Source organism: Xanthobacter autotrophicus, assembly GCF_005871085.1.
Lineage (GTDB): Bacteria > Pseudomonadota > Alphaproteobacteria > Rhizobiales > Xanthobacteraceae > Xanthobacter > Xanthobacter autotrophicus.
Window position 1 is genome coordinate 95,153 of record NZ_VAUP01000028.1, and the last position, 12,750, is coordinate 107,902.

Below are 12,750 nucleotides of genomic sequence, written 5' to 3' on the forward strand. Positions count from 1 at the left end.
TCCATCTTCCATCCACCTCTCCCGGCTCCGGTCCAATACCGGTGCCGGGGAGCCGGTTCAGGTGGCGTTCGGGCCGCGCATGCGCACGACGAACTCCACAAGGAATGCGGTGGACCAGGCCACCATCATCGGGCCGATGAGGGATTCGAACCCGGCGATGGCGCGGAAGGACTTGGCGATGGACACGCCGTCCGCGCCCACCGTCGTATAGGTCGATATGGAATAATACAGGGCGTCGTGTGGGTTCGGTATGGCGCCGAGCGCGACGTAGGCCGTGGCCCAGATGCAGATCTCGAACATGTGCGCGGCGCTGAGGCTCAGCACGGTAGAGCTGATGATCACAGCCTCACGGAACAGGTGATCGGAATAATTCTTGCCCCGGATGCGCCAGCTGAGGCGCCGGCGGATAATCGCCAGCGCGATGGCGTGGGATACCACCGTCAGCATCGCCAGAGCGACGCAAACCACAAGTAGGGCCAGATAAACGCCTGTTCCGATTTCCACGTCCATGTCCGGCGCCGCCCCCATCAGCGCGGTGTCGCGCGGGGCGGCAACCTAGCTGCTTCCGGCGGTAAGGAAAATCGCGTGTCCTCAGACGCCGCTGTCGCGGTGCGAGCGTGCGGCAGGCTTGGGCGGGGTCACATCGATCATGCCGTTCTCGTCTGGGGCGCCATCGGACGCGCCGAAGGGCCGGCCGGTGCGCAGGTCGAACACCCGTACCGAGCCGAAGCTGGACGAAAAGCCGCCCCGGCGCATGCCCGGCGCCCGGCCGGTGACGAGGGCATAGACGCCCCCGCCGAGCACGAGGGCCGTGATCACGATGCCGGCCACGACGATGAGCCCACCCACGAGCGTGAACAGCGCAAGGCCCACGAGGCCCGCGACCACGAGGCCGGCAACTCCGCCAAACAGATTCAGAAGCTGTTTCATGGCTCCAGCGTGAAGGTGGATTAGGGCGGACTTGCGACAGCCCCGTGCCGCCGGCGTGATACCGATCACGGATGGATCAGCGCTTGTAGGAGGGGAGGCTCCGGCTACGCCGGTTTCCCTTTTCCAGGCGACAGGCCGGCGCGCCGTGGCGGGGCTGGTCAGTCGCCCTGTTCGAGCAGCGGCTCGCGGCCGATGAGCCGGGCCAGCTGGCGCAGGCGGTTATAGACCCGGTCGTTTACCAGCGAGACCACCTTGCGCGGCACCGACAGCACCAGCTGGTCGCCGCGCACCTGAAGCGGCATCTGCGGCAGGATCCCGGGCATGGCGGCCGAGAGCACGTAGGCGACCCGCATAACCGCGCCGAGGATTCGCGCGCGGTCCAGCATGCCGGTGGTGAGCAGTTCCAGGATGCGGGTGTCGGATTCGTCGGTATTGAGGCCCATGTGCCGGAAATAGACCGAGAGGGCGATGTAGGCCCGGCCAGGATGATCGATGCCGGCGAACGCCGCATGGGCGATCATGTTCAGGCTCTGCTCGCCGCGATAGTCCGGGTGCGCGCGCCAACTCACGTCGGCCAGCAGGCAGGCGGCGCGGCGCAGGCGCTTCTCGTCCTCCGCCTCTTCCAGCACCGGCGCCGAAGCGAAGAAGCCGTCGGTCCAGGCCACCAACTCCTCCCCGTGGCGGGGCGAGCGGGAGCGCAGCACATTCATTTCGGCCGCCGCGATCAGGAGCGGGTCGCGGACGCGCTCCTCTTCCGGCATCAGGGAATGCAGCAGGCCCTCGCGCACGCCGAGGGCGGAGATGACCACCTCGGACGGCCGGCCCTGCCGCACGATGTTTTCCAGCACCAGCGCGCCATAGGCGAGCAGGGGGCGGCGGGCGTCGGAGACCACGTCGATATGGGCGAGGGCCTCGGCGTCGGCCCGATGCACGATGCGGGTGAAGTCCAGTGCCTCGCGGGCGGGAATGACGTAGCCATGCATCACGTGGAGCGGATAGCCCTTGGTGTACATGTGAAGGCGCGCCAGCGCCCGCCACGTGCCACCCACCGCATAGAAGGTGCGGCCGGCTAACGCCCCCAGGACCTCGGCCTCTGGAATGGTCTCGCGGACGATCTTCTCCGCCTTGCGCGGCGAGCGGGACGAGCGATCCTGGAGGGCGAGGCCGCCGAGCGGCAGGGTGACGCCGGTACCGACGGCGCGGCCCTTCACGTCCACAAGCTCGAGCGAGCCGCCGCCGAGATCGCCGACGATGCCGTCCGGCGCATAGACGCCGGCCACCACGCCGGCTGCTGCGAGTTCCGCTTCGCGCTTGCCGGTGAGCAGCTCGATCTTCTGGCCGCAGATGGCCTCGCACTCGGCGATGAAGGCCGGGCCGTTTTCCGCGTCGCGCGCGGCGGCGGTGGCGAGGGCGTGGACCTCGCCCACCTCCATGGCATCGCACAGGGCGCGGAACCGCTTCAGGGCCGCGAAGGCGCGATCCACCGCATCCTGCGGCAGGCGTCCGGTGGAGAGAACCTCGCGGCCGAGCCCGCACAGCGCCTTCTCGTTGAAGATGGGCGTGAGCGCGCGGCTCAGCCCCTCGTAAACCACGAGCCGGACCGAATTGGAGCCGATATCGATGACCGCGACCGGCGCCCCGGTGAAGAGCCGGCCGGGCGCACGGGTCACCTCCTCGCCGTTAGCGACGGACGAAGAGGCTACGCGGCGAAGAATCTTTGAGAGACTTTCCACGTCCAGACAAGCTCGGGTTTGTCATGAAATATTGATGGGCGTTGAACGGCTCCTCGCCCGGCGCCGGGACTATGCGTTCGGAGGAGCCGTCGGGCAAGACGTCCCAGCTCTGCTGGTTGTCGATAAGGTTGGCGACCATGATCTGGTCGAGCACCTGCTCGTGCACCGTCGGATTGGTGATGGGGCACAGGGTCTCGACCCGGCGGTCGAGGTTGCGCGGCATCAGGTCCGCCGAGGAGATGTAGACCACCGCGCTGGGGCTCGGCAGGCCGTGGCCGGCGCCGAAGCAATAGACGCGCGAGTGCTCCAGGAAGCGGCCGACGATGGACTTCACCCGGATGTTCTCCGAGAGCCCGGGAATGCCGGGACGCAGGCAGCAGATGCCGCGGATGATGCAATCCACCTGCACGCCGGCGGCGCTGGCCTCATACAACGCGTCGATGATTTCGGGATCCACCAGCGAGTTGCACTTCAGCCAGATGGCGGCCGGGCGGCCAGCCTTGGCGAACTCGATCTCGTCGGCAATGTGGTTGAGCAGCCGGGGCTTGAGGCCGGTGGGCGAAACCGCCATGGCATCCAGCTCGCCGGGGGTGGCGTAGCCGGTGATGAAGTTGAAGATGCGGGCCACGTCCTGCGCGATCACCGGATCGGCGGTGAAGAAGCTGAGATCCGTGTAGATGCGCGCGGTAATGGGATGATAGTTGCCGGTGCCCACATGCACGTAGGTGGCAAGCGAGGCACCCTCACGGCGTACTGCCATGGACAGCTTGCCGTGGGTCTTCAGCTCGATGAAGCCGAATACCACCTGCACGCCAGCGCGTTCCAGGTCGCGCGCCCAGCGGATGTTGGCTTCCTCGTCGAAGCGGGCCTTCAGCTCCACCAGGGCAGTCACCGACTTGCCGGCCTCCGCCGCCTCGGCCAGCGCCTTCACGATGGGGCTGTCGGAGGAGGTGCGGTAGAGGGTCTGCTTGATGGCGACGACATTGGGGTCGCGGGCGGCCTGGCGGAGAAACTGAACCACCACGTCAAAGGATTCATAAGGGTGGTGAACCAGAATGTCCTTCTCGCGAATAGCGAGAAAGCAGTCTCCGCCGTGGTCTCGGATGCGCTCGGGAAATCGGGCGTTGTAGGCTTGGAACTTCAGGTCCGGCCGGTCCACTGACACCAGCTGGGAGAACTCGTTGAGGGCGAGCACGCCGCCCACCACGAAGATCTCGTCGTCATTCACCCCAAGCTCGCGGGCGACAAAATTGCGCAGCTCCGCCGGCATGGCGGCATCCGCTTCCATGCGGATCACCTCGCCGTAGCGGCGCTGCTTCAGCGCGGTCTCGAACAGGCGGACGAGGTCCTCGGCCTCCTCCTCGATTTCAAGGTCGCTGTCGCGGACCACCCGGAACACGCCCTGGCCCTTCACCGCATAGCCGGGGAACAGGCGGGAGATGAACAGGCCGATCATCTGCTCAAGGGTGATGAAGCGCAGGGCGCCGGTGCCGAAATCCGGCAGGCGGATGAAGCGCTCCACCTTGGCGGGGATTCGGATGAGGGCATTCATGCCCCGCCCGTCCGACTGCCGCACCAGCTGGAGCGCGAGAGAGAAGCCGAGATTGGGGATGAACGGGAACGGGTGCGCCGGATCGATGGCCAGCGGGGTCAGCACCGGGAAGACGTGGTTGAGGAAGTGGCGGTCCAGGACCTCGAGGTCGTCGGCGGTGACCTCGGAGCCGTCCACCAGCACGATGCCGACGCCGGCGAGGTCGCGCCGCAGTTCCAGCCAGCGGCCCTGCTGGTCGGAGATGAGCTGGGCGGCGCTGGCAAGGATGGTTGTGAGCTGCTCGGAGGGGGTAAGGCCGTCGGGGCTGCGGGTCTGCACGCCCTCGCGCACCTGCTCCTTCAGGCCCGCCACGCGGACCATGAAGAACTCGTCGAGGTTGTTGGCGGAGATGGAGAGGAAACGCAGCTGCTCCAGCAGGGGGTGGTTGCGGTTTTCCGCCTCCTCAAGCACGCGCCGGTTGAAGTGCAGCCAGGAAATCTCGCGGTTGATGAAGCGCTGCGGAGACCGCGCCAGTTCCAGCACCTCGGCGGTGCTTGCCGGGATCTCCATGTCCGCGAGTGCTGCAGCCTCGTTTATACCCATGCTCGGTCCCTCGCATTTCGGCCGGACCATGGCCGCGTTAGATGACTACTCTATGACGCTTGGCGGGCGTCAGTCTTCTTCCCCGTGGACGTCGGGGAAGGAGGGGGCTTCGCCAGGGTCTTCGCCGAGCTCCTTCAACACCTGCGCGGCGAGGGTGCGGGTGACCGGGCGCCGGGCGGCGAGCGCAGCGGTGTCCAGCGCGTCGACAATGCGTTTCGCCCCAGCCACGGTCCGCTGCATGCGCATGAGCAGGTATTGGACGGTGGCTTCATCCACTGAAAGCTGGCGGTCGGCGAACAGCTTCACCAGCACCGCCGCCAACAGGGCGTCGTCTGCGGGCGCGATCTCGAACACCGGTACGGCGCGCAGCCGCGAGGCGAGGTCCGCGGTGGCAAGGCTGAAGCTGGAGGGCGGCGTGCGCGCCGTCATCAGCAGGTAGGCCTGCTGCTCGCGGGCAAGGTTGAGCAGGTGGAACAGGGCGGCCTCGCTGAAGGTGCCGGCCTCCAGGTCCTCCAGCACCAGCGCGCCGGTGGCGAGGGCCTCCGGCACGCCTTCGCGGGTCAGGGCGCGGGCGTCGAGGATCCGTGCGCCGGAGCGCTCGGCGAAGATCGCCGACAGGTGGCTCTTGCCGGCGCCCTCCGGCCCAACGATGCACACCACCCGGGCCGGCCATTCGGGAAAGGCGTCGATGAGGGTGAGGGCAGCCGCATTGCCTGGCGCCGCCAGGAAATCCTCGCGCCGCAGCGCGGGGGAAGCCGGCAGGTCGAGGGGTAGCTGGCGCGGACGTCCGTCGCGCTCCGCCATGCTCAGGGTGTCTCCGGCGGGGGCAGGGCGTCGTCGGCGGTGCCCTGGTAGAGCTCTGACTGCATGTAACGGTTGATGGCGAAGCGCACCAGCACCCCGGTCACCGCGGTGAGCGGCACCGCGAGCAGCAGGCCAACGAAGCCGAACAGGTAGCCGAAGGCGAACAGCGCGAACATGAGCCAGACCGGATGGACCCCGATGCTGTCGCCGACGAGCTTGGGCGAGAGCACATAGCCCTCGATGGTCTGGCCGATGATGAAGATGGCCAGCACCGTGCCGATCATGCCCCAGTCGGGAAAAAACTGGACGATAGCCACGCCCATGGCCAGCACGAAGCCGGTGAGCGAGCCCACATAGGGAATGAAGGTGATGACGCCGGAGACAATGCCGATGAGCAGGCCGAAGTTCAGCCCCGCCATGGTCAGCGCCACCGCATAGAAGGTGCCGAGCAGCAGGCACACCGTGGCCTGCCCGCGCACGAAGCCGGCCACTGCCATGTCCATGGCACGGGCGAGGCCCCGCACTTCCGTGCGATGGGGCAGCGGCACCAGCCGGTCCACATAGGCGACCATGTTGTTCCAGTCGCACAGGATGTAGAAGACGACCACCGGCGTCACCACCAGCAGCGCGAACAGCGCGATCAGCGCCTGCCCCCCGGACCACACGGAGGAGAGCAGGCCCACCAGGTGGCTGACCCCCTGCGTCATGAGATCGGAGATGGAGCGCTGCATGTCCGGCAGCCGGTCGCCGACGATGCCGCTCAGCCACTCGCGGTTTTCCTCGGTCAAAAGCCCCTGCAGCCGCGCCACATAGGCGGGCAGCCGCTGGATGAACTCGAACATCTGCGAGGACAGCAGCGGCAGGGCGAGCAGGAAGAACAGCACCACCAGCAGCAGCATGATCCCCACCACCACCAGGGCGGAGAGGGTGCGGGCGACGCCAATGCGCTCCAGGCGCGCCACCACGGGATTGAGGAAATAGGCGAGCACGATGCCCGCGACGAACGGCAGCAGGATGCCGCTGAGCAACCACAGGGCGATGGCGGTGAGGACGAGCGCGGTCACCCAGAAGCGCATCTGGAACCGGACCGGGAGCGTGCTTTCCGCCGGTTCTGCGTCCACGGGAGGACGGCTTGGCGTGGGATCGTGCTGCACTCCGGGCGCGCGGACCCGGCCGCCGGCCGCCGGGCTGACGGCTGCTGCGGTGTTTCGCGGGTCGCGTTCGCCGATCAACTCACGATCCATCAGCTCGCCGTTGGTGAGCGCACCAGTCGCCGGTTCGCCATCTTTCGACTGCCCAAGGGTCAGTTCGCAACGTGGCGCGTCCATGCGGCGAGATAGGCAGCGGCGGAAAGGCCCGTCAAGAGCCCGACCATCACAAGCCCCACCTGGAACGGCCCCGGCAGGTCGAGACCGAAGCCGGAGGCGGCGAGCACGAAGGCGGCGAACACGATCTGCACCGCCGTATTCACCTTGGAGATAAGCAGCGGGCTGATGGCTACGGGCTTGGCCATGACCAGAGACAGCACCACCGCTCCGATGATCATCACGTCCCGCGACACCACGGCGATGGCTACCCAGCGCGGGATGAGGCCGCAGACAGCGAGCGCCACATAGATGGAGATGAGCAGCGCCTTGTCGGCCACTGGATCGAGATAGGAGCCCAGCTCGGTCTGCATGTGGAAGCGCTTGGCGATGAAGCCGTCGAGCGCGTCGGATATACCGGCCGCCAGGAACAGCCAGAACGCCAGCGCATATTCGCTGGAGGCGATCGACCAGACCACGGCGGGCACCAGCAGGATGCGTATGAGCGTGATGATGTTCGGCAGGCTCACCTCGGCCTCCGCGCCGCCTGGAGGACGCGCCGACCGCCTGCGTCGCAAATTGGTCGGATATCGCGTTCTCTGCCTTGAAGGTAGGGGCCGTTCACGCCGGGGATCAGCCGCTGATGCGCTCGATCTGCGCGCCGCACCGCGACAGCTTCTCTTCCAGCTTCTCGAAGCCGCGGTCGAGGTGGTAGACGCGCTGGACCATGGTTTCGCCCTCAGCCGCCAGGCCGGCGATGACCAGGGAGACCGAGGCGCGAAGGTCGGTGGCCATCACCGGCGCGCCGGTCAGGCGCTCCACCCCCTCCACCACGGCGCTGTCGCCTTCGAGGTGGATGCGGGCGCCAAGCCGGGCCAGCTCCTGCACGTGCATGAAGCGGTTCTCGAAAATGGTCTCGGTGATGCGGGAATTGCCCTTGGCCTTGGTCATGAGCGCCATGAACTGGGCCTGAAGGTCGGTCGGGAAGCCGGGATAGGGCGCGGTGGTCACATCCACCGGCAGGATGCCGGCGCCATTGCGACGCACCCGGATGCCCTCGTTGGTGGCGTCGATCTCGGCGCCGGCCTGGCGCAGGGCGTCCAGCGCGCTTTCCAGCAGGTCCGGCCGGGCGCCGGCGAGCATCACGTCGCCGCCGGTCATGGCGGTGGCCATGGCGTAGGTGCCGGTCTCGATGCGGTCGGGCAGCACAGCGTGGCGGGCGGCCTTCAGGCGGGCCACGCCCTCCACATGGATGGTGGAGCTGCCGGCGCCGGAGATGCGGGCGCCCATCTTGATGAGGCAGTCGGCGAGATCCACCACCTCCGGCTCACGGGCGGCATTCTCGATGATGCTGTCGCCACGGGCGAGGGTGGCAGCCATCAAGGCGGTGTGGGTCGCGCCCACGGACACCTTGGGGAACACGATGCGGGCGCCCTTGAGCCCATGGGGTGCCTTCGCCACCACATAGCCGGCGTCGATCTCGATCTCGGCGCCGAGGGCGCGCAGGGCATCGAGGTGGAAATCAACCGGCCGGGTGCCGATGGCGCAGCCGCCGGGCAGAGACACCTTGGCCACGCCGATGCGGGCGAGCAGCGGCCCCAGCACCCAGAACGATGCGCGCATGCGCGAGACCAGGTCATAGGGCGCGGTGGTGTCCACGATCACCCGGGCGTCGATCTCCAGGGTCTGGCCGGCATAGGGATCGTCGCCGTTGCGCTTGCCGTTGGTGGTGATGTCCACGCCGTGATTGCCGAGGATGCGCTGCAGCAGAGCCACGTCCGCGAGGCGCGGCACGTTCTCGAGAATCAGTTTCTCCTCGGTCAGGAGGCTGGCGATCATCAGCGGCAGGGCGGCGTTTTTCGCACCGGAAATAGGAATGGTGCCCTTGAGCTCGTTTCCGCCGACGATGCGAATCTTGTCCATGCGCTACCTGTGCCTCCTACCGGCTGGCCCCCCCAAGCCGGCCGACCGCGGAATTTAAGTGAAAAGCTCTAGCCCGGCTCGCCGTCCGGCACAATCTTGGCGGCACGCGCCGCCAGCGCCGTGCTACCGCCGCGCGCAGGGTTTTCACCGCTATTCGCGTCGCTCTGGGGCGTTTCGGCCGCCGGACCTTGGTCTTGGCCGTCCGTCGGCTGATCGAGGGCGCCCGTATCCTCCACCTTGCCCGAATGGCTTGCGGCGGAGGCACTCTCGGATTTGTCCGCACGGCGCGCGGTGGATTCGGGTGCCGCTTCGCCCGCGCGGCGTGCGCGGGCCTGGGCCTTGCGCCGCGACAGGTTCGCGCGCAGGGCGATGGCGAGGCGTTCCGATCGGTCGTTGGTCCCGGACATGGATGGTGAGTAACCGGCTCGCCCGGATGGCGCAAGAATGTGCGATGGCGCCCCGCGCGTCATCGACATGCCAGCCTTTGCGGAGCTTGGCTGGCCTTGCTGCGGGGAGTGTGCTAACGAGCCGCATTGCTGGGCCGGGAAAAGGCGCCTCCAAGAGGCTCTTCTCATCCGCGCGCGGCGGTGGGGGCTGTCCGGCGCAATCCACGTGCCGCCCGCGAGGTAGGTTCCTCGCGGCGGAGGGGGCTGGGCACGGCGGAAAAAAGGCATTATGCCCTCCACCAGCCGCCGAACGGCAACGGGATTATCCGAACAACGAGGGTTGCATCTATGAGTGACATCGCCGAGCGGGTGAAGAAGATTGTCGCGGAGCATCTGGGGGTGGAACCCGAGAAGGTCACGGAGAGCGCCTCCTTCATCGACGATCTCGGCGCCGACAGCCTCGACACCGTGGAACTCGTGATGGCCTTCGAGGAGGCTTTCAACTGCGAGATCCCGGACGATGCCGCCGAGACCATCCTGACCGTGGGTGACGCGATCAAGTTCCTGGAAAAGAACGCGGCTTGATTCTCACGCCTGTTCATTCGACGGTCGCGTGGCGCTGGGCGCCCGCGGCCGTTGTCGCACCGGGTCGCGCGCAAGCCGCGCTGTCGGCCCGCCTGCCGGAGTTTTTCCCATGAGACGTGTTGTCGTCACCGGCCTCGGCATGGTGACGCCGCTCGGCTGCGGCGTCGAGCCGACCTGGCGGCGGCTCATCGCCGGCGAGAGCGGCGTGAAGGCGGTCAGCCATTTCGAAGTGGCCGACCTCGCCTGCAAAATCGCCGCCAATGTTCCGCGCGGCGATGGTTCCGATGGAACCTATAATCCCGACCAGTGGATGGAACCGAAAGAGCAGCGCAAGGTGGACGAGTTCATCGTCTATGCCATGGCTGCCGCCACCCAGGCGCTGGATGACGCCGGATGGCATCCCTCCTCCTATGAGGACCAGATCAACACCGGCGTGCTCATCGGCTCGGGCATCGGCGGCATCGAGGGCATCGCCGAATCGTCCCTGCTGCTTAAGGAGCGCGGGCCGCGACGGATTTCGCCCTTCTTCATTCCGGGTCGCCTCATCAATCTGGCCGGCGGCTACGTCTCCATCACCCACGGGCTGAAGGGGCCGAACCATGCCGTGGTCACGGCCTGCTCCACCGGCGCCCATGCCATCGGCGATGCCGGGCGGCTCATCGCCCTCGGCGATGCTGACGTGATGGTAGCCGGCGGCACCGAATCAACCGTCAATCGCCTGGCGCTCGCCGGCTTTGCCGCCTGCAAGGCGCTCTGCACCGCCTTCAACGACGACCCCACCCGTGCTTCGCGTCCCTATGACAAGGACCGCGACGGCTTCGTGATGGGCGAGGGCGCCGGCGTGGTGGTGCTCGAGGAGCTTGAGCACGCCAAGGCGCGCGGCGCGCACATCTATGCCGAGCTGGTGGGCTACGGCCTGTCCGGCGACGCCTTCCACATCACCGCCCCCTCGCCGGACGGCGACGGCGCCTTCCGCTGCATGCAGGCGGCGCTGAAGCGGGCGGGCCTGACGGCGGGCGACATCGATTATATCAACGCCCATGGCACCTCCACCATGGCCGACGAGATCGAGCTGAAGGCGGTGGAGCGGCTGCTCGGCAATGCCGCGGCGACCACCTCCATGTCGTCCACCAAGTCGTCCATCGGCCACCTGCTCGGGGCCGCTGGCGCGGTGGAGGCGATCTTCTCGGTCCTTGCCATCCGTGATCAGATCGCCCCGGCGACGCTCAATCTCGACAATCCGTCGGTGGAGCCCCCCATCGATCTGGTGCCGCTCAAGGCGAAGCACCGCAAGATCGACGCTGTGCTCTCCAATTCCTTCGGGTTCGGCGGGACCAACGCCTCCCTGATCTTCCAGCGCTTCGACGCCTGACGCCCCGCCGGCCGGAGCATTACGCCCCGGCCGGCGCCTGGTTCGCCGAGTCTGTGACCCGTCCAGTCGTATTCCACACTCGGTCAGCATGGATCAGGCCAATCGGTGGGCAGTGGCGCGCAGCCCTGGCGACGCACCGGAAGATGCACGGCAATATGCCGCCGTTGCGCCCGAATGTGCCTTTAGCAAGCCTCCCATGCGGCGGCGTTCCGGCCCGAACGTTTGACCGCGCGCCTTCGCCGACGACAGGGGAGCCCTTGGATGGCCGAATCCAACGACGGATCAGCAAAGGCCGGAGTACCGGACCCCGCCGCCTCGCCCTTGCTCCCGGCCGGGAATCGTGGCGCGAACGCTGCCCCGTCCTCAGATGCCGCCGCGCCCACCATCGCCGCGCCCGCACCTAAGGCATCCGCTCGATCCGCCCGCCGGGGCAATCCGGCCAAAGGGGTGCAGAGCAAGGGGGGGCAGGGCAAGCCGTCGCGTGCCGCGCGCCATCCGGCGGTGACCATCCTCAGCGGCATCTTCACCTTCCTCCTCTTCCTCGCCGTGGGCGGCGGGATCGGAGCCTGGTATGCCGAGCGTGCGTTCTATGCCCCCGGGCCGCTCGCCGCCGAGAAAGTGGTGAACATCCCGCGCGGATCGGGCGTGCGTGACATGGGTGAGATCCTTGAGCGCGAGGGCGTGATCAGCAACGCGCTGCTGTTCCTGGCCGGACAGCGCATCGCCCGGCCAGATGCCAGCTTCAAGGCCGGTGAATTCGTCTTCAAGCCCGGGCAGTCGCTGGCGAGCGTCATCGACACGCTGGCCTCCGGCAAGATGGTGGTGCACCAGATCACCATTCCCGAAGGCCTCACCAGCCAGCAGGTGGTCAAGCGCCTGATGGACAATGACCTGCTCACCGGCACCCCGGCGGTGCCGGCCGAGGGGACGTTGCTGCCTGAGACCTATCAGATCACCCGTGGCCAGAGCCGCGAGGAGGTTCTGAAGAAGATGGCTGACGAGCAACGCAAGCTCTTGGCTACCCTCTGGGCCAAGCGCGCGCCCGATATCCCGGTCAAGAGCCCTCAGGAACTGGTCACCCTTGCCTCCATCGTGGAGAAGGAAACCGGCCTTGCCGCCGAGCGGCCCAAGGTGGCCGCCGTGTTCGTCAACCGGATCAACAAGAAGATGCGGCTCCAGTCGGATCCGACCATCATCTACGGGATCGTCGGCGGGCGCGGCGCGCTGGGCCGGCCGATCAGCCGCACCGACATCGCCACTGCGACGGCATATAATACCTACGCCATCGATGGCCTGCCGCCCGGCCCCATCTGCAATCCGGGGCGCGACGCGCTGGCGGCGGTAGCCAATCCGCCCAGGACGAAGGACCTGTTCTTCGTCGCGGACGGAACAGGCGGCCACGCCTTCGCCGAGACGTTGGCCGACCACAACAAGAATGTCGCCCGTTGGCGCGCCATCGAGCAGGGCAGCGCGCCTGCCACTCCGGCTGCGGGTGTACCCGCCCCCGTGGCGGCGCCGAACACGGGCAACTAGGGCATGCTCTGATCCGATCGCATGGGGATCGTGGTCGGATATGTCT

12 protein-coding genes are annotated in these 12,750 nt (G+C 67.4%); 3 read left to right on the forward strand and 9 right to left on the reverse strand.

The annotated features are described in order from the left end of the window. Positions 1 to 57: 57 nt before the first annotated feature. The 9 genes from FBQ73_RS12300 to FBQ73_RS12340 form a co-directional block, all read right to left on the reverse strand. Positions 58 to 510, reverse strand: coding sequence for an ion channel (locus tag FBQ73_RS12300; RefSeq protein WP_170218870.1), 453 nt, complete (start codon positions 508 to 510; stop codon positions 58 to 60). Between the two features lie 81 nt (positions 511 to 591). Continuing rightward, positions 592 to 930, reverse strand: coding sequence for a hypothetical protein (locus FBQ73_RS12305; RefSeq protein WP_138399799.1), 339 nt, complete (start codon positions 928 to 930; stop codon positions 592 to 594). Positions 931 to 1,088: 158 nt separating this feature from the next. Then, a complete protein-coding gene (gene ppx, locus FBQ73_RS12310) occupies positions 1,089 to 2,600 on the reverse strand; it encodes an exopolyphosphatase (protein WP_138399800.1) in 1,512 nt (503 codons plus the stop codon). A gap of 10 nt (positions 2,601 to 2,610) precedes the next feature. Next, positions 2,611 to 4,764, reverse strand: coding sequence for an RNA degradosome polyphosphate kinase (locus FBQ73_RS12315; protein WP_246089705.1), 2,154 nt, complete (start codon positions 4,762 to 4,764; stop codon positions 2,611 to 2,613). Between the two features lie 102 nt (positions 4,765 to 4,866). Further along, the gene (locus FBQ73_RS12320; RefSeq protein ID WP_138399801.1) at positions 4,867 to 5,601 is read right to left on the reverse strand and encodes an HdaA/DnaA family protein; all 735 of its coding nucleotides are present in this window, start codon (positions 5,599 to 5,601) and stop codon (positions 4,867 to 4,869) included. A 2-nt stretch (positions 5,602 to 5,603) separates the two neighbouring features. Then, the gene (locus FBQ73_RS12325; RefSeq protein WP_342780536.1) at positions 5,604 to 6,665 is read right to left on the reverse strand and encodes an AI-2E family transporter; all 1,062 of its coding nucleotides are present in this window, start codon (positions 6,663 to 6,665) and stop codon (positions 5,604 to 5,606) included. A gap of 239 nt (positions 6,666 to 6,904) precedes the next feature. Next, the gene (locus FBQ73_RS12330) at positions 6,905 to 7,435 is read right to left on the reverse strand and encodes a CDP-alcohol phosphatidyltransferase family protein (protein ID WP_138399803.1); all 531 of its coding nucleotides are present in this window, start codon (positions 7,433 to 7,435) and stop codon (positions 6,905 to 6,907) included. A 103-nt stretch (positions 7,436 to 7,538) separates the two neighbouring features. Then, positions 7,539 to 8,828 (reverse strand): UDP-N-acetylglucosamine 1-carboxyvinyltransferase, encoded by a 1,290-nt coding sequence (murA, locus tag FBQ73_RS12335; RefSeq protein ID WP_138399804.1) that lies wholly within the window; start codon positions 8,826 to 8,828, stop codon positions 7,539 to 7,541. A gap of 68 nt (positions 8,829 to 8,896) precedes the next feature. Further along, on the reverse strand, positions 8,897 to 9,235 hold the full coding sequence (locus tag FBQ73_RS12340) for a hypothetical protein (protein ID WP_138399805.1): 339 nt from the start codon (positions 9,233 to 9,235) through the stop codon (positions 8,897 to 8,899). 327 nt (positions 9,236 to 9,562) lie between these two features. Here FBQ73_RS12340 and FBQ73_RS12345 point away from each other — a divergent pair, with 327 nt between their 5' ends. The 3 genes from FBQ73_RS12345 (at position 9,563) to mltG (ending at position 12,704) form a co-directional block, all read left to right on the forward strand. Next, positions 9,563 to 9,799 (forward strand): acyl carrier protein, encoded by a 237-nt coding sequence (locus FBQ73_RS12345; protein ID WP_012115109.1) that lies wholly within the window; start codon positions 9,563 to 9,565, stop codon positions 9,797 to 9,799. 109 nt (positions 9,800 to 9,908) lie between these two features. Next, on the forward strand, positions 9,909 to 11,171 hold the full coding sequence (gene fabF, locus FBQ73_RS12350) for a beta-ketoacyl-ACP synthase II (protein ID WP_138399806.1): 1,263 nt from the start codon (positions 9,909 to 9,911) through the stop codon (positions 11,169 to 11,171). A gap of 447 nt (positions 11,172 to 11,618) precedes the next feature. Continuing rightward, positions 11,619 to 12,704: an endolytic transglycosylase MltG gene (gene mltG / locus FBQ73_RS12355; RefSeq protein ID WP_246089679.1), complete on the forward strand. Its 1,086-nt coding sequence runs from the start codon at positions 11,619 to 11,621 to the stop codon at positions 12,702 to 12,704. Positions 12,705 to 12,750: the final 46 nt, after the last annotated feature.